The sequence below is a fragment of the Lentzea guizhouensis genome (assembly GCF_001701025.1).
GTDB classification, from domain to species: domain Bacteria; phylum Actinomycetota; class Actinomycetes; order Mycobacteriales; family Pseudonocardiaceae; genus Lentzea; species Lentzea guizhouensis.
This window is the reverse complement of sequence record NZ_CP016793.1, coordinates 5017118-5040383: the sequence shown is the minus strand read 5'-3', so window position 1 is coordinate 5040383 and position 23266 is coordinate 5017118. Positions and strand designations below refer to the sequence as shown.

Below are 23266 nucleotides of genomic sequence, written 5' to 3'. Positions count from 1 at the left end.
CGTCGGCGAGTGGCTCGTCGGCGCGCGCTTCACCGGGCCGGACTCGTTGCGGCGCACCCTGGAGGTGCTGTCGCCGGAGTTCGGGCCCGACGTGCTGGGCGGGCTCGCCGCAGGCTACGTGCGCGCCACCCGCGAGCAGATCTTCGCCGAGCAGGAGAAGGTGAAGAACTCGCTGCTGAAGGCGGTCGAGGACGCCCAGCGCGACCTGCACGACAGCGAGGCGCGCTTCGCCCAGGTCTTCGCCTCCACCGCGGTCGGCATCGCGATCTTCGACCTGCACGGCGCGGTCGTCGAGGCCAACGAGGCGATGGCGACGATCATGGGGCACGAGGAGGTGCCCAGGGAGCTGTTCACCGACGAGGACCTGACGGCGTTCGCGGCGGCGTTCAAGCGGATGATCGAGTCCACTGTGGACACCGAACGGCGGGAGTGGGAGCTCACCCGCGAGAACGGCGACACGGTGTGGGCCAACGCCGTGCTGTCGGTGCTGCGCGGCTCCGACGGGCTGCCGAAGTTCCACGTCGCGCTGATCGAGGACGTGACCGAGCAGCGGATGCTGCAGGAGTGGCTGCGCCGGCAGGCGTTGACGGACCTGCTGACCGGGCTGCCGAACCGGTCGAGCTTCGTCGACCGGCTGGAGGGCGCACTCGCGAGCGGTGAGCCGTGCACCCTGGCGTACCTGGACGTCGACAGCCTGACCATCGTCAACGACGGCCTGGGGTACGAGGCCGGGGACGCGGTGCTGGTCGAGGTGGCGCGGCGGCTGCGGGCGGTGCTGCCCGACGCCGTGGTGGCGCGGATCGGCGGTGACGAGTTCGTGGTGCTGGTCCAGGGTTCGCCCGACGTCGCGGCGCTGGCGGCGATGATCGACGAGGAACTGGCGGAGCCGGTCTACCTGGAAGGCGCCGGGGTGGCGGTGTCGACGTCGATCGGTTTCGTGCACACTCCAGGATCCGGCGTGACCGCGACGGCGTTGCTGCGGCGGGCACATTCGACGCTGCGGCGCGCGGAGGCGGGCGGCAAGCGGCAGTGGGCGATCTACGACCACGAGGCCGACGCCTCGGACAGAGCCAGGTTCGCGCGGATCGCGGCGATGCCCGGCGCCTTCGAGAACGGCGAGATCTCCGTGGAGTACGCGCCGGTGTCGTGGGCGGCGGGTGGTCTCGCGTTCGTGGAGGCGTCGCTGCGGTGGGGCGAGACCCGGCACGACGAGTGCGTGGCGCACGCGGACGCGCTGGGGCTGGCCGCGCGGGTCGGTGAGCTGGTGCTGCACGACGCCTGTTCCCGCGGTGAGCCGGTGCTGATCAGGTTGTCGCGCGACCTGTCGCGGGACCCGGACCTGGCGGCGCTGGTGCGGTCGGCGTTGCGCGACTGCGCGCTGGAGCCCTCGTCGTTGTTCCTGGCGCTCGACGTGCGGGCGATGCCGGACGGCGAGGAGAACCTGGAAGTGCTGCACGACATGGGTGTGCGCGTGCTGCTGCACGAGTTCGGCGGCGGGTTCGCCGGTCTGTCCACTGTGGATCGCAACGCGGTGTGGGGCGTGCGGCTGGCCGAGCCGCCACCGGAACGACTCGCGAGGCAGGGACTCGCGCTGATGGTTCCGCTGCTGCGCTCGGCCGGCGTGCACGTGATCGCGGGCCCCGGTGACCCCGACGAGCTCCACGCACTCGGCGTGGACCTCATCGTCACCCGATCGACTGATTCTTGACCGCACGCGGGGAGCTTTCGTGCGCTTCTGGAGTACGAAAGCTCCCCGCGTGCGCTTCGAAACTAGGCGGCGTCCACGTACGTGGAGGGGCCGACCGTCACAGCGGTGCGGAAGTTGGCCTCGACCTCGGCCTTCTCCCTGGTGTTCGGGTTGGGGTTCTTGCACGACGTGCCGGCGCTCGCACCGGACATCAGGTCGGTGCACAGCCCCGTCCTGCGGTCGGGCAGACCGAGCAGGTGCCCGAACTCGTGGGACGAGATGCGGGTGGTGTCGTGGCCCTCGTTGACCGCCTGACGACCCATGACCCAACGGCCGCGGCCGAGGCTGGTGACGTAGGCGCGAGGCCACTGGTTGTCGACGGTGACGGTGATGTTCGCGGCGCCGGTCACCTTGACCAGCCGCACGTTCACCACGCTGTTGTTCCACACCTGGGCGCCGCGGTCGACGGCGGCCTGGAACTCACCGGCACCGCTCGAGTTGTACGTGAGGGTGCGGGGCGCAGCTTCCGCGGTTCCAACGAGGCCGACTGACAGGGCGGCAGCGCTGGCAACCACAGCAATTGTTTTGCGCAGGAACACAGGAATCTCCTCGCAATGCAGGGTAATTGCTCCTCGACTGTATCGAAGCAGCGTTGCCGCACAAGAAGAGTCAAGTGTCAATCAGCGCCGGAACGGTCCAGAGACTTCGTAGGTGATCCCGCCGCTGCTGCTTCCGGACGTCCCGCGCTGCGAGGAGAAGTAGAGCCGGCTCCCGTCCGGCGAGAACGCCGGTCCGGTGATCTCGCTGCCGCTCTGGCCGGGAACCTGCAGGAAGGGGGCCACGACACCGTCGCGCGTGATGATGCAGATCTCCATGTTCCCGCCGTCCTCGGCCACGAACAGGTCGCCGCCCGACGACCGGGTCACGTTGTCGACACCGGTCAGCGGAGCCGTTCCCGCGGGCACGAGGGAGTCGTCATAAGTCAGGCTGATGGTGCTTTGTGATGCGTTGTACGCCCACACCCGCCCGTCGCCCTTGGTGGTGAACCAGCAGGTGCCGTCGGCGTAATAGCAGCCTTCGCCACCGTTGAACCGCTTCGCGCCGCTCACCTGGTTGCGCGTGGCGGTCGGGCTGCCGTCCGGGTCCGGCACCGGCGCCCAGCCCACGGGCCCGGACGTCTCGGTCCCGCCGGTCATGACCTCCAGCGTGCCCGCGCTGAGGTCGCCCCAGGTGGTCGGCCGGAAGCGGTAGAGGCACCCGTCCGGCACGTCCTCGGTCAGGTACACGACCTTGCGCACCGGATCGGCCGCGCACGCCTCGTGCTTGAACCGCCCCATCGCCGGACGCCGGACGGCGGCCTTGACGCCCCACGGGTCGGTCTCGTAGACGTAGCCGCGGTCGATCTCCTCGCAGCTGAGCCAGGTGTTCCAGGGCGTGGCCCCGCCCGCGCAGTTGACGCTGGTGAAGTTCAACGTCCGGTAGGCGCTCGTGATGGTGCCCTGTGCGTCGAACTTGATGGCACCCACACCGCCGACGAGCGGCACCTCGCTGTTGGACACGTAGATCCAGCCGGTGCCGTCGGCGAAGCACGCACCACCGTCCGGCGCGGCGTGCCAGGTGTACCCGGCCACCTTCTGCCCGCTGCGGGCGATCACCCGGCTGGAGAACCCCTGGGGCAGCACGAGTCCGCTGCTGTTGACCGGTTGCAGCGGTCCGTAGGGGCTGGGACCCGGCTGGGCCCCGGCGGCGAACGCTTCACGCCAGTTGGCGCCACCGAACGCCGCCGCGGCCGTTCCGACGACCGCGACACGCAAGAAGTTTCGTCGCTCCATGTCTTGGAGCGTGCCGCAGATCGCGGGCTGGTGGGGTGTCCGGAAGGCGAATGACGTTTGACGACAAGGCTTCTGGCCCACCGCCCGTTCGTCGAAGCACGCACCGGCCCGAGCGGAGGGCGGCTGGTGCGCCGCCCGTTCGTGCTCAGGCGAACGACGGCTGCCGCAACGCGTGCTCCACCAGTGCGATCAGGATCTGCTTGGTGGACTGCCGGTTGCGCGCGTCGCACGGGATGATCGGCACCGACGAGCCGATCGTCAGCGCGTCCCTGATCTCCTCGGCCCGGTGGTGCATCAGGCCGTCGAAGCAGTTCACCGCGATCACGTACGGCAGGTCGCGGTCCTCGAAGAAGTCGATCGGGGCGAACGCGTCGTCGATGCGGCGGGTGTCGACCATGACCACGGCTCCGATGGCGCCGCGGACGAGGTCGTCCCACATGAACCAGAAGCGGTGCTGGCCGGGGGTGCCGAACAGGTACAGGATCAGGTCCTTGTCCAGCGAGACCCGGCCGAAGTCCATGGCCACCGTGGTGGTGACCTTGTCGGGGACGGCGGACAGGTCGTCGATCCCGACCGAGGCCTGGGTCATCACGGCCTCGGTGGTCAGCGGGGTGATCTCGGAGACCGAGCCGACGAAAGTCGTCTTGCCGACGCCGAAACCGCCCGCGACGACGATCTTCGCCGACGTCGCGGTCAGGTCGACCCCAGGTGACCCCGGACGACCCGGAGCACCGTTGCTCATGGGAACTTCTCTCTACTCAGAACGGAAGACGCTGATCTCGCTGTGCTTCTCGCAGTACCGGCCCCGCTCCTCGCAAGCCGAGGACGCGGGGCCGGCACCGCGAAGTACCCGTCCGGCCGCCGGCTGACCGGGGCGCGGAACGACGATCACGGTACTCAGGCGCGCATGGAGACGTGCAGCTGGGCGCGGATCTCCGGGGTGAGCTGGAGACCGACCCGTTCCACCAGGCGGGTCATCGCGTAGCCGATGAGGCCGATGTCGCAGTTCGGTGCGGCGAGGACGGCGAGGCAGGACCCGTCGCTGATCGACATCAGGAACAGGTAGCCGCGTTCCATCTCGACGACGGTCTGCTTCACCTCGCCCGCCTCGAAGCAGCGCGCCGCGCCGAGGTTGAGCGAGACGAGGCCGGAGGACACCGCGGCGAGCTGTTCCGCGCGGTCGTGCGGGAGGCGTTCCGACGTGGCGAGCAGCAGGCCGTCCGCCGAGACGACGATCGCGTGCGCGACACCGGCGACCCTGCTGACGAAGTCCTCGACCAGCCAGCTGAAGTTGTCCAGTTCCTCAGTCGCGGTGGTCACTGGTGTTCCCTTTCTGCGATCACGGGGATGTTGCCGACGGCCGAGTCGAAGAGCGAGTCGCGGCCCATCTGCACACCCTTCTGGTACGTGGCGAACCGCTGGCGGAGCCGTTCCGCGGAACGGCCGGTCGCTGCGACGGTCGCCAGCTGGGGAACCGGTGACGACGGCTTGGGGGTGGAGCCCGGGATCAGGCGCGCCTTGGGGACGCGCTTGGGCAGGCCGTTCTCCGTCGTCGTGGCGGGTGCGCTCGACTCCAACGCCCCCGCGGCACGCCAACCCTCGTCGGCGGAGCCCCAGTCGGACGCGTAGTCGGCGACCGCGCGCGGCACCGCCGTTGGTGCCTCGGTCTTCACCGGCTCCGCCGAACGCTGCCGCTTGGGCAGGCCGTTCACGGTGCTCGGCTCTTCCTCGGCCGAGTCCACCGGATCGGACGTGTGCTCCGGCTCCGCTGCCGGAACGTCCTTCGTGGACCCCGCCTCGGTCGCGGCGGGAGTCTGGAACCACCGCGACAACGCGTCCGCGGAGATCATCTCCTCGTCGTCGTCCCGCACCGCCGGGAAGATCTCGGTGGCGGGGTCGACCGGCCGCTCGACGGGCGGTTCGTAGGAGTAGCGGTCCTCGTCCGACGTCACCGCCGCCTCGATGCGCGCCGTGAACAGGCCGTCCGCCGACGTCTGCTCGATGCGGTGCCTGCCGCTGGTCTCCTCCGGCGTCTCCGCCGTGGCCGGCGAGGACACGACGACCGGGTACTCCGGCGTCCACTTCGGCACACCGGACAGACCCTCGCCGGTGGTCTCGACGGCGGGCGTCGCGGCCGAGGTGGCCGCGGCCGGCAGCGGCAGCGCGGGCGGCGGGCCCTTGTGCAGCAACGAGACCGGCAGGATCACCTGGGCGGTGACACCGCCCTCGATGTCGTCGTTGTTCGCGAGCGTCACGCGGATCTCGTGGCGCTTCGCGAGCTGGCCGACCACGTACAGGCCCATCTCGCGGGCCACCGAGACGTCGACCTCCGGCGGCTCGGCGAGCTTCGCGTTGAACTCGACGACGTCGTCCTCCTGCATGCCGACACCGCGGTCGTGGATGCGGATCGCGACCTCGCCCTTGCGGGTCTCGATCGTGCGCACCGTGACCTTGGTGGTGGGCTTGGAGAACGCGGTCGCGTTGTCGAGCAGCTCGGCGACGAGGTGCGCGAGGTCGTTGACCACGCGGCCCTGCACCATGAGCTCCGGCGTCGGCGCGATCTGCACGCGGGCGTACTTCTCGACCTCGGAGACCGCCGCACCGAGCACCTCGGCGATCGCGACCGGGCGGGTCACGCGGCGGTTGACCGTGGTGCCGGAGAGCACCAGCAGGTTCTCGCTGTTGCGGCGCATCTGCGTCGCGAGGTGGTCGAGCTCGAACAGCGACGCCAGGTGGTCCGGGTCCTGCTCGTCCTGCTCGAGCCGGTCGATCACGCTGATCTGCCGCTCCACCAACGCCTGCGAGCGCCGCGACAGGTTGATGAACATGTCGTTGACGTTCGCGCGCAGGGCCACCTGCTCGACGGCGAGGCGGACGGCCTCACGCTGCACCAGGTCGAACGCCCGCGCGACCTGGCCGACCTCCTCGGTCGTGTTGAGCGGCACCGGGACGATCGCCTCCTCCGCGGCCCGCTCGGGGTCGCGGTGGGAACGAATGCGGCGGATCGCCTCCGGCAGCTGGTTGCGGGCCACGTCGAGTGCGCTGCGGCGCAGCACTCGCAGCGGCCGCAGCATCGACTGCGCCACCATCGCCATGAGACCGAACGCGATCAGCAGCGAGATGGCGACCAGTGCCGCGTCACGCCAGGCGTCCGACCGGGCCGTGTCCGCGAGGCGCGTGGTGGTCGTGTCGGCCTGGCGCTCCAGCTCGGTCGCGACCTCGCGGACGAGCTTCCCGGTGTCCTGGCCGATCTTCAGCACCTCGGTGTCCGTGATGGACACCGGCTTGCGTTCGAAGTCCTGCGCCAGGGCCAGCCGCACCAGCCGGTTGCGACCGTCCACGGACGAACCGGACACGACGTCCTGGAACTTCTGCCTGTTCGCGGGCGTCGCCACGTCGTTGAACTCGGTGAAGGCGGCGTCCAGACGGGACTGCGCGGCACGCAGCTCGTCGGCGGCACCGGGCGCGAAGCTCCTGCGCACCGCGGTGGACGTCAGGATCGAGTTCTGCTGGCCGAGCTGCTCCTGGGCGCTGTAGAGCGCCTGGGCGGCGGTGACCAGCGGAACGATCTCCGGCTCGCTGAGGCTCGACACCGCGGCGCGGTGCACCTGGCTCAGCGAGGCGATGATCTGGTTGTACGCGCTGATGACGGCGACGTCCGGGTACTTCGTGCCCAGCACCGTCAGGCGCAAGCTCGCCAGTCCGTCGAGGGACTGCAGCGACTTGGTGAAAGCTTCCTGCAGGGGCGCGCTCAAGCCTGCGGCCGTCGCGCCCGAATTCCGGTAGTCGCCCAGCACCGTGTCCGTGAGACCGGTCCTGGCCGCGTGGTCGGGACAGGAGTTCTGCCTGCCCGTGGCCACGCACTGCACCGCGAAGTCGCGCTCGACCTGCAGTGCGTTCTCCACCTTCGCCGCCTGGTGGCTGACCGCGAGCTCGCGCTGGACGTTGCCGAAGAGTTCGACGTCGTCGAGCTGGGTGTTCAGCCGCAGGCCCGCGAGAGTCGCGGTGCTCAGGGCTGGAACCAACAACACCACCGCGAGCTTGCTCCGCAGCCGCCAGTTGCGTAGGCGGAACCGGTCGATGCCTCGCTGGTCCTCACGACCGCGCACCGTCAACACTCCCCGCCCCGTTTAATAGCTGCAAACCTGGTGGATCTTGGAGTAAAACGCGCTGTTCTCATACCGCCGTTCGGACGACAAAACAGCTGGTTCGAGAATCAACAACTTTGCAGTGGGCGGCTAAACGGCCCCTGCCGATAATTCCTACGGCGGAAACGACCGGCGCGGGGGGCTTTTGATCACGGCGCGATCACAGCCCCCCGCGCTGTTCGTCAACTACCGGAGGGCTGGATGAGCATCGGCTTCACGTCGAGCTCCTTGTCCAGCATCTGGTAACGCACCATCAGCTGGACGACGCGCTGCAGGCGCGTCGCGTCAAGGGTGGTCGGGAAGGCGCCGAAGTGGACAAGACCTGCGGTTTCCTTGTCGACCTTGGCGTACTCGACGAGCAGCGGCTCGACCGTGGGGCGGTCGGTCGCGTCGGCCTGGCCCTTGGCCATCGCGCGCTGGAACGCGGCGACGGTCTTGGGGTTGGCCTTGGCGAAGGCACCCGAGGTGGCGTAGCCGGCGATCGGGATGTTGTCGGTCGGGCCGGATGCGGCGTCCAGCACCTTGATCTGACCGGCGGCGCGCTGGGCGCGGGTGATGAACGGCTCGACCATGAAGGCCGCGTCAACGGTCTTGTTCGCGACCGCCGCCTGCATGTCCGGGAACGGCATCTCCTTGAACTTCACCGAGCTCACGTCGACGTTCGCGGCCTCGAGGGTGGCCTTCGCGGTGAGCTCCGCGATGTTGCGGAAGGTGTTGATCCCGATGGTCTTGCCGGCGAGGTCGGCAGGCGCCTTGATGGCGGAGTCACCTCCCGCCAAGATCAGGAACATGTCGGGTTTCGCCTGGTAGCCGTCGGAGATGAGCTTGATGCCGTCGACGTCCTTGGCGGTGTTCTTCGCCTCGGCGGCGAAGAACGAGACCCAGTTGCCGAACGTGAAGTCCAGCTCCTTGTTGACCAGTCCGGGGATGGCCGCGGCGCCACCCTGGATGGTCTTGAGGTTGACCTCGAGCCCCTCTTGGGCGAAGTAACCCTTCTTGATCGCCACGTGGACCGAGGCCACGTCGAGGATCGGCAGAACCCCCAGCGTGATCTTCGCCTTCTCCACCTGGCCGTTGCCGTTCGCATCAGCGGGGGGAGCCTGCTCTTTGCCGCCGAGCAGTCCACAGCTCGCCACGGTGGCGAGCAACGTGGCGAGGGCGATGCCACGGACGGCCATACGGCGGACTCTTCGAGTCATCGGGAGCACTCTCCTGTCGGAGCGGTGTCGTCGTTGCGGGGAATTCGCGACGGTCAACCACTCAGAGTAATGAGCTGCTCCAAAAGACCCCAGTTGACCGACACGAGCAGGTTCCAGTCCACTACCTGCGGTGAGCATCTAAGCACAGCAGGTCTAGGGCTAGGAGATCCCCAGTTGAAGCGCGCTGTAGCCGTTGTCGGCGCCGGGCCGGCCGGTCTGACCTTGGCAAACTTGATCCAGCAGTCAGGAATCGACTGCGTGGTGCTCGAAAGAGCCAGTCGTACCCATGTGGAAACCCGGCCACGGGCAGGAGTCCTGGAGCACCGCTCCGTGACCATGCTGGAGTCGCTCGGTCTTGCCGATCGTTTGCTGATGGAAGCAGACCGTCACGGAACGTGCGAATTCCGGGTGAGCGGACAGGTGTTCCAGGTCGCGTACTCGGACTTGTACGGCGGCCGGGAGCACTACGTGTACCCCCAACAGGAAGTGGTCAAAGACCTGATCGGGGCATTCCTCGCCGCCGGGGGTGACATCAGGTTCGAGGTCAGTGACGTCGAGTTGCGAGATCTGACCGGCTCTACCCCGTCCGTGGCCTGGACCAGCGCAGATGGGGTACGCGAAGAAGTTTCATGTGACTTCGTCGCCGGCTGCGACGGATTCCACGGCGTATCCCGCCCGAGCATTCCCGAGGGAGTGCTGACGGAATACACCCATCACCACGGCATCGAGTGGCTGGCGATTCTCGCCGAGGCCCCTCCGTCGACTAAAGCCATCATTTACGCGCTGCACGCCGACGGTTTCGCCGGACACATGTTGCGCAGCCCGGCAATTTCCCGGTTCTACCTCCAGGTACCGGTCGGCACCAAAGCCGAGGATTGGTCGGACGAACAAGTGTGGGAGGCGTTGCACAAACGCTTCGCATTGCACGACTCGTCGTGGGAGCTGACCGAGGGGAAGATCATCGAGAAGCGCGTGCTCGACATGCGCAGCCACGTGGTCGAACCCATGTCCTACGGGCGGCTGTTCCTGCTGGGTGACGCAGCCCACATCATCACCCCGGTGGGCGCCAAGGGCATGAACCTCGCGATGAACGACGCCGCGACGTTCGGACGTGCACTGATCGACTTCTACGAGTCCGGTTCGGAGACCGGGCTCAAGACGTACTCGGAGGACTGTCTCAAAAGGGTGTGGCGGGCCCAGGAGTTCTCCCAGTGGATGGTGAACATGATCCACACCGACGTGAGCTCCCCGTTCTTCGGACGGTTGGCGCAGGCGCGGTTGGAGCACCTGGCCGACTCGCCTGCCTACCGGGCGACGTTCGCCGAGAACTACGTGGGGCCTTGACGACCACGACGGGGTGAATCCCCACCCCCCTAACGGGTGACACCTCCTTCATTAGGGGCTTTGTTTCGTCACGATCTGGGGCCAACTCCCGATGCCGGGGGATGTCGGTGATCCATACGGTTCAACCCGACATCCCCCGAACATCACACAGGAGCCTGGTTCCCGATGAGCACCCTGCACGACTTCACCCTCAACCTGCTGAGCGACCTGGACGCCCGCGAGGCGTTCCAGCTGGACCCGCAGGGCGTGCTCGAGGCCGCCGGTCTGGGCGACATCACCCCCGGCGAGATCCAGGAGATCCTCCCGCTGGTGCTCGACACCGCGTCCGTCGCGAAGATCGACGCCCTCGACGACGTGCTCTCCACCTCCGGCGACCTCGGTGCCGCTGACCAGCTCAAGCTCGTCACCGGCAACCTCGAGGGCATCACCTCGATCACCGACGTCGCGAGCGTCGGCGGCCTGCCGACCGCGGCGACCGCGCTGGTCACCGACTTCGGCAACATCGGCGACGTGACCAAGACGCTCGACGTCGTCACGAACGTCACCGACATCGCCACCGAGAACCCCGTCGTCTCGACGGTCACCGACGTCGTGGACGTCAAGGACGTCGTGAACACCGACGTGCTGGTAAAGGACCTCGACACCGACGTGCTCGTGAAGGACGTCGTCGACACCGACGTGCTCCTCAAGGACACGGACGTGCTGGTCAAGGACGTCGCGAACCTCGACCTCGATGTGAAGGACGCCGTGGACCTGACCGACAACGTGGTGCAGGACGTGGCCCAGGTCGGCGACATCCACCACTCGGTCGGCCAGGTCGTCGGCGACCTGAGCATCGGCAACGTCGGTGACCTCGACCTGCTCGACGGCGGCCTGGGCAACGGCAACGACGTCAACATCCACTTCTGAGCCTTCCGAACCGGAGCCTCTGAGCCTCCACCAGCACGTCACGGGTGGAACGACGGCAGGTGCCCCCAGCTGCTCTGCCCCCGAGCGCGGGGGCGCCTGCCATCAACTCAAGAGCTCTCAGAGGCACTCAGAGGCGACCAAGAGGTGCTCAGAGGCTGTGCGACACCCTCCCGCACACCTCGCACGGAGACGGCGTTCTCGTTGGCTGGCGGGCCTTCCGGAGGTCCGTCCCCGTGCGACGCAGAGGAGTTCCGGACCCGCGGCGGGTCCGGAGCTCCTCTTTCTGCGCCACTTTCGGCCTCTGTATCGGTTCTACCGCACCAAGATTCTTTTCCCAGGTTTTCCCAGTCGGGCTCTGCACTCACGCCCGGTGGTACAAAGTGTCCACACCGCGTTCCATCGCTTGGCGGACAAGGCGGAGGTCCACCTGCGACCCTCGTTCGGACCCGCCGTCCACCAGGCGCCACACGTCGGCGGGCTCCACATCGGCCGGGAGGTCGAGGTACCAGTGGAACCCGCCTGGGCGCGGCGGAGCGCCGGCCTCGACGAGGTAGGAGTTCACGAAGGCGTCGACGACGTCGGAGTCCGGGTGCGGCGGAGCCGGGGTGCGCACGACCCGGCGCGGGCCTGCGACCCACGCCAGCAGGAGCTGGTATCCGTTGTCGGGCAACGGAAGCAGCCTCCTGCCCTGCAACGCCACCACGCGGTCGGGTGGCGTCGAGGAGATCTCCTCCGGCTCCGCGTCGACGATGAGGAACAGGTTCCAGTCGGTCACGCGGCGAAGTCTGTCAGGAGCGGTCTGGTCAGGAGCTGACGGTCTCGCTGAGCGACTCGCGCTCGGCCGCGGCCCACTTGTCCACGTCCAGGGAGGTCTTGCCGACGTTGAGCAGCCGGGCCACCCGCGAACGCAGCGCCACGAAGGCCTCGTCGGTCCGGGTCGTCACCTGGTCGCGCTCGGCGGGCAGGGGAACGTCCAGATCGGCCACGAGACGGGCGGGAGAGCCGGAGAGGACCAGGATGCGGTCACCCAGGTACACCGACTCGTCGATGTCGTGCGTGACGACCAGGACGGTCGTGTCGTGCTCGCGGCGGACCTTCAGCAGCAGGTCCTCGAGCTCGAAGCGGGTCTGCGCGTCCACAGAGGCGAAAGGTTCGTCCATCAGCAACAGAGCCGGCCGGTACGCCAGCGCCCGCGCGATCGCGACGCGCTGCTGCATGCCACCGGAGAGCTGCCACGGCCGCTTCTTCGCGGCCTTGCCCAGCCCCACCCACTCCAGCGCCTCCGCCGCACGTGCCCGGCGCTCGGCACGCGGCAGCGCGCGCAGCGGGAACTCCACGTTGCCCTGCACGGTCAGCCACGGGAAGAGCGACCGCGAGTAGTCCTGGAACACGACCGCGAGGTGCGAGCCCTTCAGGGACACGTCCCCGCGCGACGGTTCGATCAGGCCGGAGATGGTGCGCAGCAGGGTCGACTTGCCGCAGCCAGAGGGACCGACCACGCACACGAGCTCGCCGGCGCGCACGGTGAACGACAGCCCCCCAATGGCTTCGTAGTCGCCGTAGGTGTGGCCTAGGTCGGCCACCTCAAGCATGTTGCTCATCACGACTCCTCGGTTGCCAAGCCAAAGCCCTGCGTTCCACCGCGAGCAACGCGGTGTTGAGTCCGTAGCCGAGCACGCCCAGCAGGACGATCCCGGCCCACATGCGCGTGTAGTCGAACTCGCGCTGTGCCTGCATGAGTTGCGACCCGATGCCGTTGTCGGTGCCCACCAGCTCGGAGATCACCATCAGCACCAGGGAGAGGGAGAGCGAGACCCGCAGGCCCGCGAAGATCTTGGGAGAGGCGGCCGGCAGCACCACGCCGAGCACCCACTGCCAGCGCGGGATCCGGAACACCGCCGAAGTGTCCACTTTGGTCACGTCGACCGAGCGCGCGCCGTCGACGCTGTTGAGCAGCACCGGCCACACCACGCCGAACACGATCGTCGCGAGCTGCATCGAGGTGCCCGCCTTGAACAGCAGCAGGAACACCGGCACCAGCGCGGGCGGCGGGATCGAACGCAGGAACACCAGCAGCGGCCCCGCGTACTCCATCGCCCGGTCGGAACGGCCGAGCAGCAGGCCCAGCGACACCCCGATCACGCTGGCGATCGCCCAGCCCGACAGCAACCTGGTCACCGACGGTACAACGTGCTCGGTGAAGTTCTCCGGCTCGACCACCCACCACTCGTAGGCGGCGGTCAGGATCTCGGAGGGCGGCGGGAAGAACGGGTCGTCCGCGAGCCAGCCCAGGACCTGCCACACGGCGACAAGACCGGCGAACACGGTCCACCGTTGAAGAAATCGGTTCACCAGGCCACCCACCGGCGCCGCACGCGCTCGAGACCGTTGTTGAGCAGGACACCGATCGTGCCCGCGACCACCGTGCCGGCCAGGACCTGGTCCATCCGGCCGGGACCGCTGCGGGCCTCCATGATGAAGTAGCCGAGCCCGATGTCGGCACCGGCCATCAGCTCGACGCTCACCATCACGATCAACGCGGTCGTGGCCGCGAGCCGGATTCCGGTGAGGACGAACGGCAGCGCGCTCGGCAGCGCCACCCGGAACAGCACGCCGACGCGGCCGGTGCCGAAGACCCTGGCCGTCTCGACCTGCAACGGGTCGAGCTCGTCGAGCGCGTAGATGGTGTTGAACAAGATCGGCCACACCGCGGCGTACACCGCGAGCGCGATCTTCGTTTCCGGGCCGAACCCGAGGATCACCAGCGCGAGCGGAATCAGTGCCACGGAAGGGATCGGGCGCAGGAACTCCACGACCGCGCGGGTCGCGTGGCGCACGGCGGGGACACTGCCGAGCACGAGTCCACTCGGTACCGCGATGGCGATGGCGGCCGCGATGGCGATCAGCAGCGCCAGCACCGTTGCCACGACGTGGCTCAGGAAGACGGGGTCGACCAGCTGGGCGACCAGCTCTCCGAACACGACGGACGGTGGTGGGAGGGCTTCCGCTGGGATGAGGGGAGAGCGTCCTAAGAGCTCCCAGAGCGCGAGGAACCCGGCGATGCCGAGGAGTCCCCTTGTGAACGCACGCACTCGGTCACCCTAGAGAGTTGATCACTCAACCACAATGCGTGTCGAGGCAACTCCAGGGTGTTTACTGCACTTGCGCGGCAGTCAGCAGACCTCCACGCGCTCCGCTTCGCCGAAGCTCTTCACCCATTCGGAGTCGGTGAGCCTCGCGCGCCCCTCCGCGCACATCTCGCGCTTGATGCGGCTCGCGTCGAGCTCGTAGCGCAGCAGCTGCGGATCGGTGCCCCCGCTGCGGACGAGGAAGTCGTCGTGCGCCGGCCGGTAGGTCGCGTAGACCGACCCACCGTGCCCGGTGACCGAGGCGAGCCGGTCGGGTTGCCTGCCGCCGGGGTAGAGCCGGTACACCTCGAAGGTCTGGGCGCGCACCACGGCGATGCGGTCGTCGGTGCCGAAGCTGACCCAGGCGCCGCTGGGCACCGTGGTCGACAGCGTGGCGGTGGGCACCGGTGAGCCGTCCGGCACCAGCTGCCACACCTCGACGGCCGACTCCGGGGTGTGCTCGCCCGCGAGCCAGCGCCCGTCGGGGCTGTAGGTGAGCTTGTTGATCAGGCCGGGGCGCACCAGCGACTGCGCGGCGGGCTCCAGCGTCGCGCCGATCCGCCACTGGCTGACCGTGGTCGTGCCGCCGGCCCGGTCCTGCAACGCGGTGGCGAGCTCGCGGCCGTCCCTGCTCAGCCCGACGCCGTCCGGGCTGCGCATCGGCATCTGGATCTCCACCGGCGCCCGGCCGTCGGCGAGGTCCAGCAGGATGGCGCGGCCGCGGGTGTTCGGGTTGAGCAGGCCGGGGTCGGCGTCGTCGTGGTAGCCGACGACCCGCGAGCCGTCCGCGCTGAGGTCCTGCGCGCGGAAGCCGTCCGGCAGCCGGTGGAGCAGGCTCATCCTGGTGTGGTCGGTGACCGACCACAGGTACTGCTGCCCGGCGGCGTCCTGGGTGATGGCCCTGCGCTCGGCGAGGTGGGTCACCTGGTGCCCGGCCGGGAACCGCTCGCCCGGCACCGGGTCGACCTCGTCGACGCGCCACATCCGGTCGGTGCCGTCGCTGTCGCGCACCGCGGCCAGCTCGCCGCGCGGCCCGGTCAGCACCCTGGCGTTCTCCGCGGGGGTGCCGGTGAAGCCGATCCGGCGGTTCCACGCGTTCGCCAGCCGCAGGGTCCTCTCGGCGTCCGGCGACGGCGCCACCTTGTACCCGACGAGCGCGAACCTGTCCGCGAACGGCTTGCCCTGCTCCATCAACGCGGTCGACTCGGCCATCGCCTGCCGCCCGAACGCCTCGTCGGTGAGCTGGGTGATGCGCTGCTCGTTGGTGAGCGCGTAGATCACGCTGCCGGGCACCAGCGCCGCGAGCACGGCCGCGACCGAGATCAACGCCACCGAGCGGCGGGTCTCCCGTTTGGCGCTCAGCTCGACGAACCGGCGTTCCGGCGCGGTCAGGAAGTCGCCGAGCTCGCGGGCCTTGCGCAGCCGGGCACCGCGGTAGAGCGCGCCGGGGTCGCGGTCGCTCGACTCCCACAGTTCCATCGCGGTGACGAGCTGCTGGTGCGTGCGGAGGTTGTCGCTCTCCTCGTCGATCCACCCGCGCAGCCGCGGCCACCGCAGCACCGCGTCGTGGGCGAGCTCCACGCCGTCCGCGCCCAGCGTGACGAGCCTGGTGCGGGTGAGCAGGTCGAGCAGCCGCGGCTCGACGTCGATCTGGCACGTCTTGCGCTGCAGCACCCCGTTGCGCTGCATGGAGATCAACCGCAGGAACACCTTGCGGGCGGCCTGCTGGCCGGCGGCGTCCAGCGCGGTGAAGAACGCCTCGGCCGTCTGCGCCATGACGTGCCCGATGCCGCCGGACTCCTCGTAGCCGGCGAGCGAGAGCGTCATGCCCCGCTTGCGCCGCCACGTCTCGATCAACGCCTGCGACACGAACGGCAGCGCCTGCTGCCCGGCCACGTCCGCCACCAGCCGCGCGACGAGTGCCGTCTCGACCGACACGCCGAGCTGGGCGGCGGGCTCGGTGACCGCGCGGCGCAGCTCCTCCGGGGTCATCGCCTCGATGGTGACCTCGTTGCCGGGGAGCATCTTCGCGAGCACGGGGTGCCGTTCGACGCTGTGCCGGAAGTCGGCGCGGACGGCGACCACGACGCGCGGGCAGCCGGTGAGCGCGGCGATGAAGTCGTCGGCGTCGAGGGCTCGCTCGAAGTCGTCGACGAGCAGGACGAGGCCGGGGCAGTGCTGCCGGACGCGCAGCCGCAGGTGGTCCGGGTCGGCCGCGAGCTCGGCGGCGAGCTGCGCCGCGGTGGTGTCGAAGAGGCCGGCGAGGGCGGCGGCCAGCGCGTCGAGCGGACGGCCGGCGGGGGCGTTCGCGGGGGTGATGACCACGGCGTGGTCGAGCGCGGGGAGCAGACCGGCCTCGAGCAGGGAGGTGCGCCCGGAACCGGAGGGCCCGAACACCGCGGTGAACGGCTTGTCGTGGGCCAGCACCTGCTCGACGAGTGCCTCACGCCCGAAGTACTTCTTGACGTCCTTCTCGTGGAACGGCGCGGTGCCCACGTACGGCGCACTGGGCTGCAACGGCGAGACCTGCTCGGCCGCGAGCTCCCGCCACCGCTTCGTCCACTCCTGGGGGTCACCATCACAGGCGCGCACGAACGCCAGGGTCAACGCGAGCGACGGCAGCTTCCGCCCGCCCGCCGCGTCGGACAGGGCCGTGGGCGAGTAGTTCGCCAGCCGCGCGAGCTCCCGGTAGCTCGGTTTGCCCGCGTGGTCACGAAGTCTGCGCAGGTCACCGGCGAACCGGAGCAGTGCGGTGTCCTCCGGCCCCAGCGGTCGTTCCCCTCGTGGCATGCCGCCTCCCGGCCGGATTGTCCACCAGAGGTTCGCCTGGCGTCCAACACCACGCTAACCGGTCATGACCCGGATGTTCGCCGACGCGCGAACGTCACACGAACGGGGACTCCACACCGTTATCAGCCGGTGGCTCACCGTCGCACCCGGACACTTCGGTCACGCGGGAGTCCCGCGTTCCCCTGAGGGGCACGCGGGACTCCCGCGTGACAGTCGAGAAGCGGTCAGTCGCGGCACGGCGGGGCGAAGTCGAGGCCGGCGAAGTAGCGGTCCCACTCGGTTCCGGTCATCCGCGGGACCGCCTGCTCGCAGATGCGGACCGCCGGGTCGCGCAGGTCGACGTTCCACAACCGCACCGCCCGGTCCGCCCCACCGGTCACCACCTCGTCGCCCTTCGGCGTGAGGCCGACCGCGTGCACCGGGCCCGCGTGCCCCCGCAGCAGGGCCACCTCGACCGGCTCCCCGCGCCGAGCTGCCACAGCCGGACCAGGCCGTCGTCGGTCGCCACCGCGAGGCCGCCCGTGCTCAGCCAGGTGCCGGTGACCTCGCCGCCGCCGGACGGATCACGGCGCGCAGGACCGGGGTGCGGGCGTCGGCCGCGTCCCAGAGGTGGACGGCGGTGCGGTTGGTGGTCATCAGCAGGTCGTCGCCGGCGAACTGGCGCGGCCGGCGAACTCCGTGGTGAGCGAGAGCGGGACGACGGCGCGGGTCGGCGGTGTCGAGCAGGTGCACGGCGCGGCCGGTGGTGACGGCGGCGAGCACGCGGCCGTCGGCGCGGAACGAGAGCGCGGTCAGCGGGCCGAGGCCGGGCTGGGCGGTGGCGAGCAGGCGGGGCGACCGTCCCGCAGGCCGGTCCAGAAGCTCAGCGCGCCGTCGAGGTCGGTCGTCACCAGGGTGCTGCTCCGCCAGGCGACCGCGGTGGCGCGGGCGGGCAGGGGACCCAGGTCGCGCGGTTTGCCGAGGGAGATGTCGACGAGGTGCACGGAGCCGTCCTCGCCCACCGAGGCGAGCAGGCCGCCCGCCGGGTCCACGGCCATCGCGGTGACCGGGCCGTCGTGCCGGGTGGCCTCGTACGACGTGCGCGGGGCCGGCAGGTCGTCGAGCGTGGTCAGCACGACCTCGCCGTCGCGGTGGCCGGTCGCGACCTGCTGCTGTGTCGGGCCGACGACCAGCGCGGTGACCTCGGCGTCCGCCGCGCGCAGGGTCTGCGCCGGCACGTCCTCCTGGCGCAGGGCGTTGCGGGCCTGCGGGAGCGGCACCAGCTGGTAGGCGGCCAACGCCAGCTGCTGGGCCAGCGCCGGGTTGTCCTGGCGCAACGCGGCGGCCTCGGTGACCGCCTTGAGCACGGCGGTCGTGGTGCGCTGCTCCTCGGCGTTCCTGGTGGCCTGCAAGGCGAACACCGTCGAGCTCGCGGCGACCACCAGCAACGCGACCAGCACGGCCAGCAGCTGGCGCTGCCGCCGGTTGCGTCTTCGCGCACTGGTCGTGACCTCGTCCTCCGCGGCCCGGCTCGCCGCCAGGAACGCGCGCTCGCGGGAGTTCAGCGCGAGCTCGGCGGGGACGTTCGCGAGCCGGCGGCCGCGGAACAGCACCCCGGCGTCGCGGTCGAGCGCCTCCCACGTCGCGGTGGCGTCGGTGATCTCGCGCTGCGCCTTGATGTTCTCCCGGTTCTCCTCGACCCAGCCGTGCAACGCGGGCCAGCTGCGGATCAACGCCTCGTGCGCGAGCTCGACACCGTCGCGGTCGAGCACGACCAGCCGGGCGGCGGCCAGGGCGGCCAGCACGTGCTCGTCGGCTTCGAGCTCGTCGCGGTGGGCGCGGCGTTTGGTGTTCTCGGCGGTCACGAGCCGCAGCAGCACGCGCTTGACCTGCTCCTCGGTGGCGAGACCGGCCAGCAGGTCCTGGGCCGTGCGGGCGACGGCGTGCTCGAGCCCGCCGACCTCTTCATAACCGGCGAGCGTGAGCGTCATGCCCCGCCGGTGCTGCCAGGTCTCGGCGAGCGCGTGCGACAGCAGCGGGAGAACGGCGGCCTGGCCCACGGCGTCGGCCATCAGCCTGGCCAGCAACGCGGTCTCCACCTTGGCGCCGACGTGGGCCGCGGGTTCGGTGATCGCGAGCCGCAGCTCGTCCGGCGTCATCGCGCCGACCATGACCTGGCTGGACCGCAGCGCCTCCACCAGCTCCGGGTACTGCGCGCAGTGGCCGTAGTAGTCGGCGCGCGTGCCGATGACGACCTTGCCGCACCCGATGAGCGCACTGATGAGCCACGCTCGATGTGCTTCGTCGCGGCACAACGTGAACAGCTCTTCGAACTGGTCCACGACGACGAGCCCGCCGTGCTTCTCCGCCAGCCTGCCGGGGTCCTCCAGCTCGCCGGCGAGCTCCACCGCGTCCTCACCGGTGAGCCGTGCCAGCGCGATCGCGCACTCCTCCCGCGGGTGCGCGCCGGGCGTGAACAACAGCACCGGGCCGTCCGTGCGCGCGACCAGACCGGCTTTCAGCAACGACGACTTGCCCACCCCGGACGGTCCGAACACACCGGTGAACCGGTTCTTCGTCGTCAGCAGCTCGACCGTGAGCCGCTCCCGGCCGAAGAACTTCGGCGCGTCGCCGGGTTCGAACGCCTTGAGCCCGACGTACGGGCTGTCCCCGCTCGCCTGCGGCTGCGTCTCGGCGACGGCACGCCACCGCAGCTCCCACTCGTCCGGGTCGGCCGCGCAGGCCTTCGCGTACGCCCTCGTCACCGCGAGGCTCGGCAGCTTGCGCCCGCCCGCCGCCTCCGACAACGCCGCCGCCGAGTAGTGCGCCCGCCGGCTCAGCTCCCGGTAGGTGGGGCCGCCGGCCCGCTCCCGCAGCCTGCGGAGGTCCGCGGCGAACTGCAGGAGCCCGCTCTCGCCCTCGTCGAGAGGGCGTTCCCGTCTCGGCACCCCGTCATTGTTCAGAGAACTTTGTTCAGCGGCCAACGCGTGACCGTGAACAACCCGTTCGACCTAACGTCGGCCGGCGGGGAAGAACCCCGGTGCTCGCGCCCCGAACCGGTGCCGGGTGTCGCCGTGGGGTGGCACCAGATTCCACCCCACGGCTAAACCCTTGTTAACTCCACGTTGTCCATCGGTGTGGAACGAAGCTGGACAACGCGATCGTCCCTACATTCGAACCAGCCGGTCACGGGAAACCGGCATCGACGAGGGAGATCTGACGTGTCCATCGACTCCGCGACCGCGGTACCGGGAGCACCGGCCCGCATGGTCTGCGAGATCGCCCGGGGCGTGCACGTGACGTGGCCGGGCGAACCGCTCCGCTTCATCCCGGAAGGCACCCGCTTCTTCGTCGAGGCGTGGGCCGGTGACGGCTGGTACCGCGGCCACCTGCGCGACGACCCCAGGCCCATGCACGTCAACGCGAGCTGCCTCGGCCTGCCCTGCGGCGACTGACCCCCTCGGCAGACGGTCTCAGCACACCTCGACCTGACCCATGTCCGGGAAGTAGGTCGCCCATTCCGACGCCGACAACGACGCATAGCCGCGGCACTGGTCCTTCACGACCTGGTCGGGGTCCGTGCGCAACGGCCAGACGGTCTCGCCGCGGACCACCACGGCGAACTCGCCGGTCGCCGGCCAGTGGTCGACGGCGGTGATGTCCTCCGGGAAGGCCTCGAACGCGGCGATCCGCTCCGGCCGGTGCTGCCGCCTCAGGTCCCACACGTGCGCGCCGCGGTCGGAGGCGACCAGCACGTGGCGGCTGTCGGCGGAGAACTCGACCAGCGTGGTGTCGTTGGCCGACGGCAGCGGGAAGTCGGCCCAGAGGACGGGGGTCGCCGGGTCGGAGACGTCCCAGACCTCCGCGGTGGCGAGGTCCGACCCGGCCTGGATCAGGAACCTGCCGTCCCCGCTGAACTCGTAGGCGGTCTGCCAGACGCCCATCACCGTCTCGCTCATCAGGCGGGCCTGGTCGCCCTCGAGCCGCCACAGCTCCCAGAAGCCGTCGAGCCGTTTCACCGCGAGCGTGCGGCCGTCCGGTGACAGCCGCACGCCGATCGCCTCCCGGTCGCCGGGCACCGCGACCTCGCGCCAGCCGCCGCCGTCGAGGAGCCAGACCTTCGGCGCCCGTCCCCTGCGGGCGTCCGGCACGAGGTCGGCGAGCACGTCGAGGCGGGCGTTCGTGGTGGCGGTGAAGCTGGAGACGGGCAGGTCCGCGACCTTGAACGGGCGCGCGGGGTCGGACACGTCGAGCAGCTCGGCGCCCTGGGCACCGGCCACGACCACACGCTGGTCGTCCTCGCTCATCCGCAGCGGGCGGCCGGGCAACGCCAGGTGCGGCTCCGTCCGGCCGGCCCGCAGGTCCCACAGCTCGGTGCCGGCCGTACCGGCGGTACGGCCGCGCCCTCGGCACCGTCCGCGGTGCGCACGAAGAACCGGCCGCCGTCGACCTTGGCGAACCGGGTCGGACGGCCCCGGGCGGCGGGCAGGTCGCGGCGCACGAGCGCGTCGGCGCTGAGCAGGACGTCGCGGGTCGCGTCGGTCTGGGCCACCGTGTACGCGGCCAGCGCGAGCCGGATCGCGCCCTGCTCCAGCGCGCCGAGTTGAGCAGCCACCGGGCCTGGGCCGCGGCCGCCGCCGCCTCGGCGGCCTCGCTGCGGTTCGCCGCCTCCTGGGACTTGGCCACGGCGAACACCACCGTGCCCGCGAGCAGCACCACGAGCACCGACAGGACGACGACGACCGTGCGTGCGAGGCGGTCACGGCGCCGGTCGTCAGCTCGGCTCGCCCGCAGGAAGGCGTGCTCGGACTCGGTGAGCGAGTCCGGGTCCAGCTCGGCCGCCTGCGCCAGCCGGACGCCCTTGTAGAGGACGTCGCGGTCCTGGCCGTCCCAGTCGGCGGCGGCCTCGGTGAGCTGGTGGTGCACGCGCAGGGTGTTGCGGTCGGCGGCGACCCAGTCGCGCAGCCGCGGCCACGAGCGGATGAGCGCCTCGTGCGTGAGCTCGACGTGCTGCGTGGACAGCGTGACGAGACGCGCGGTGGCGAGCCGGTCGAGCACCGCGGGGTCGAGACCGGCGCGCAGGGCGCGGCGCTTGGTGTCCTCGGTCCCCTCGCCGAGTGCGATGAGGCGCAGGAAGACGTGCCGCGCGGTCTGCCGCTGCGCCGGGGAGAGCTCGGCGTAGACGGACTCGGCGGTGCGGGCGATGGCGTGCTCGACGCCGCCGACCTCCTCGTAGCCGGCCAGTGTGACGGTCATGCCGCGGCGGCGTTGCCAGGTCTCCGCCAGCGCGTGCTGCACGAGCGGCAACGCGGCCGCCTCGCCGGCGACGTCCGCGATCAGCCTGCTGACCAGCGCGGTCTCGACGGTGGCACCGGCGTGGCGGGCGGGTTCGGTGATGGCGCGGCGCAGCTCGTCACCGGTCATCGGGCCGACCAGGAACTGGCCGCCCTCGATCGCCTCGACCAGTTCGGGGTGCCTGGCGAGGTGGCCGTAGAAGTCCGCGCGGACGCCGATGACGACGTGCGGCGACCGCACGAGGGCCGGCACGAACCAGTCGCGCTGCTCCGGCCCGGCGAGCGTGAAGACCTCCTCGAACTGGTCGACGACCAGCACGAGGCGCGCGTCGTGCTGGCGGATCCGCAGTCCCAGGGCGGCGGGGTCGGCGAGCTCTCGTCGCAGCGCCACCGCGGACCCGCCGGTGAGCTGGGCGAGCCGGATCGCGCACTCGTCGGCCGGGTGCACACCGGGCGTGAGGACCAGCGCGTGGTCGAGCCGCGGCAGCAGACCGGCGCGCAGCAGCGACGACTTGCCGCAGCCCGACGGCCCGAACACGCCGACGAACGAGCGGCGCCCGACCAGGTCGACGAGCTTCGCGGTGAGCTGCTCGCGCCCGAAGAAGCGGTCGGCGTCCTCCGGCTGGAACGCCTGGAGCCCCACGTACGGCGCCGCACCGGTCGTCGGCTCCGGCGGCGAGGCGATGGCCCGCCACCGCCGTTCCCACTCGACCGGGTCGCCGCCGCACGCCTTGACGTAGGCGAGGGCGACGGCGAGCGAGGGCAGCTTGCGCCCACCGGCCGCGTCGGACAGCGTGGCGGCCGAGTAGTGCGCCTTGGCGGCCAGCGCGCGGTAGGCGGGCTTGCCGGCCTCGTCCCGCAACCTGCGGAGATCGGCGGCGAACCTGCCCAGTTCGGTGTCGACGGCGTCCAAGGGCCGTTCTGCACGAGGCATGGTGGTCTCCCCCTGTGACCAC

20 protein-coding genes and 1 pseudogene are annotated in these 23266 nt (G+C 70.3%); 4 read left to right on the top strand and 17 right to left on the bottom strand.

Going from position 1 to position 23266, the window contains the following annotated elements:
- Positions 1-46 precede the first annotated feature (46 nt).
- On the top strand, positions 47-1708 hold the full coding sequence (locus BBK82_RS24920; protein ID WP_065917170.1) for a diguanylate cyclase domain-containing protein: 1662 nt from the start codon (positions 47-49) through the stop codon (positions 1706-1708).
- Between the two features lie 62 nt (positions 1709-1770).
- Here the strand turns inward: BBK82_RS24920 and BBK82_RS24915 are convergent, their stop codons facing one another.
- The 6 genes from BBK82_RS24915 to BBK82_RS24890 form a co-directional block, all read right to left on the bottom strand.
- Entirely contained in the window at positions 1771-2262 is a 492-nt protein-coding gene (locus BBK82_RS24915; protein ID WP_237047565.1) for a snapalysin family zinc-dependent metalloprotease, read from the bottom strand.
- Positions 2263-2367: 105 nt separating this feature from the next.
- The gene (locus tag BBK82_RS24910) at positions 2368-3519 is read right to left on the bottom strand and encodes an alkaline phosphatase PhoX (protein WP_065917168.1); all 1152 of its coding nucleotides are present in this window, start codon (positions 3517-3519) and stop codon (positions 2368-2370) included.
- A 145-nt stretch (positions 3520-3664) separates the two neighbouring features.
- The gene (locus BBK82_RS24905; RefSeq protein WP_065917167.1) at positions 3665-4261 is read right to left on the bottom strand and encodes a GTP-binding protein; all 597 of its coding nucleotides are present in this window, start codon (positions 4259-4261) and stop codon (positions 3665-3667) included.
- A gap of 155 nt (positions 4262-4416) precedes the next feature.
- Positions 4417-4839 carry a roadblock/LC7 domain-containing protein gene (locus BBK82_RS24900; RefSeq protein WP_065917166.1) on the bottom strand — a complete coding sequence of 141 codons (423 nt, stop codon included), beginning with the start codon at positions 4837-4839 and terminating at the stop codon, positions 4417-4419.
- A complete protein-coding gene (locus tag BBK82_RS24895) occupies positions 4836-7628 on the bottom strand; it encodes a sensor histidine kinase (RefSeq protein ID WP_065917165.1) in 2793 nt (930 codons plus the stop codon). The genes BBK82_RS24900 and BBK82_RS24895 overlap by 4 nt, the downstream gene beginning before the upstream one ends.
- A 221-nt stretch (positions 7629-7849) precedes the next feature.
- Positions 7850-8845, bottom strand: coding sequence for an ABC transporter substrate-binding protein (locus tag BBK82_RS24890; protein WP_237047564.1), 996 nt, complete (start codon positions 8843-8845; stop codon positions 7850-7852).
- Between the two features lie 195 nt (positions 8846-9040).
- On the opposite strand from BBK82_RS24890, the gene BBK82_RS24885 reads away from it, so the two are divergent.
- Together BBK82_RS24885 and BBK82_RS24880 are read left to right on the top strand one after the other, a co-directional pair.
- Positions 9041-10210, top strand: coding sequence for a 4-hydroxybenzoate 3-monooxygenase (locus BBK82_RS24885; protein WP_065917163.1), 1170 nt, complete (start codon positions 9041-9043; stop codon positions 10208-10210).
- 165 nt (positions 10211-10375) lie between these two features.
- Positions 10376-11119, top strand: a complete 744-nt coding sequence (locus BBK82_RS24880) for an IniB N-terminal domain-containing protein (protein WP_065917162.1) — start codon at positions 10376-10378, stop codon at positions 11117-11119.
- Between the two features lie 361 nt (positions 11120-11480).
- On the opposite strand, the gene BBK82_RS24875 is transcribed toward BBK82_RS24880, so the two are convergent.
- The 8 genes from BBK82_RS24875 to BBK82_RS24840 all read right to left on the bottom strand — a co-directional run bounded on the left by BBK82_RS24875 (position 11481) and on the right by BBK82_RS24840 (position 19964).
- Positions 11481-11894, bottom strand: a complete 414-nt coding sequence (locus tag BBK82_RS24875; protein ID WP_065917161.1) for a DUF5956 family protein — start codon at positions 11892-11894, stop codon at positions 11481-11483.
- Between the two features lie 28 nt (positions 11895-11922).
- On the bottom strand, positions 11923-12720 hold the full coding sequence (locus BBK82_RS24870; RefSeq protein ID WP_065917160.1) for an ABC transporter ATP-binding protein: 798 nt from the start codon (positions 12718-12720) through the stop codon (positions 11923-11925).
- Positions 12704-13471 (bottom strand): ABC transporter permease, encoded by a 768-nt coding sequence (locus BBK82_RS24865; protein ID WP_065921330.1) that lies wholly within the window; start codon positions 13469-13471, stop codon positions 12704-12706. Before BBK82_RS24865 ends, BBK82_RS24870 begins: the two co-directional genes overlap by 17 nt.
- Positions 13468-14211: an ABC transporter permease gene (locus BBK82_RS24860; protein ID WP_065917159.1), complete on the bottom strand. Its 744-nt coding sequence runs from the start codon at positions 14209-14211 to the stop codon at positions 13468-13470. The genes BBK82_RS24865 and BBK82_RS24860 overlap by 4 nt, the downstream gene beginning before the upstream one ends.
- An 81-nt stretch (positions 14212-14292) precedes the next feature.
- Positions 14293-17037 carry a helix-turn-helix domain-containing protein gene (locus tag BBK82_RS24855; RefSeq protein WP_065917158.1) on the bottom strand — a complete coding sequence of 915 codons (2745 nt, stop codon included), beginning with the start codon at positions 17035-17037 and terminating at the stop codon, positions 14293-14295.
- Positions 17038-17261: 224 nt separating this feature from the next.
- Positions 17262-17516, bottom strand: coding sequence for a WD40 repeat domain-containing protein (locus BBK82_RS24850; RefSeq protein WP_065917157.1), 255 nt, complete (start codon positions 17514-17516; stop codon positions 17262-17264).
- A gap of 46 nt (positions 17517-17562) precedes the next feature.
- Positions 17563-17799: a hypothetical protein gene (locus BBK82_RS24845; protein ID WP_065917156.1), complete on the bottom strand. Its 237-nt coding sequence runs from the start codon at positions 17797-17799 to the stop codon at positions 17563-17565.
- Between the two features lie 29 nt (positions 17800-17828).
- The gene (locus BBK82_RS24840; RefSeq protein WP_065917155.1) at positions 17829-19964 is read right to left on the bottom strand and encodes an nSTAND1 domain-containing NTPase; all 2136 of its coding nucleotides are present in this window, start codon (positions 19962-19964) and stop codon (positions 17829-17831) included.
- A gap of 273 nt (positions 19965-20237) precedes the next feature.
- On the opposite strand from BBK82_RS24840, the gene BBK82_RS24835 reads away from it, so the two are divergent.
- A complete protein-coding gene (locus tag BBK82_RS24835; protein ID WP_065917154.1) occupies positions 20238-20471 on the top strand; it encodes a hypothetical protein in 234 nt (77 codons plus the stop codon).
- A gap of 18 nt (positions 20472-20489) precedes the next feature.
- Here the strand turns inward: BBK82_RS24835 and BBK82_RS24830 are convergent, their stop codons facing one another.
- The 3 genes and pseudogenes from BBK82_RS24830 to BBK82_RS56340 all read right to left on the bottom strand — a co-directional run.
- Positions 20490-21323: a WD40 repeat domain-containing protein gene (locus BBK82_RS24830; protein WP_154697478.1), complete on the bottom strand. Its 834-nt coding sequence runs from the start codon at positions 21321-21323 to the stop codon at positions 20490-20492.
- Positions 21320-21631, bottom strand: coding sequence for a hypothetical protein (locus tag BBK82_RS24825; RefSeq protein WP_065917152.1), 312 nt, complete (start codon positions 21629-21631; stop codon positions 21320-21322). The genes BBK82_RS24830 and BBK82_RS24825 overlap by 4 nt, the downstream gene beginning before the upstream one ends.
- Before the next feature lie 317 nt (positions 21632-21948).
- Positions 21949-23244, bottom strand: a pseudogene (locus tag BBK82_RS56340) (nSTAND1 domain-containing NTPase); the annotation flags it as partial.
- Between the last annotated feature and the right edge of the window lie 22 nt (positions 23245-23266).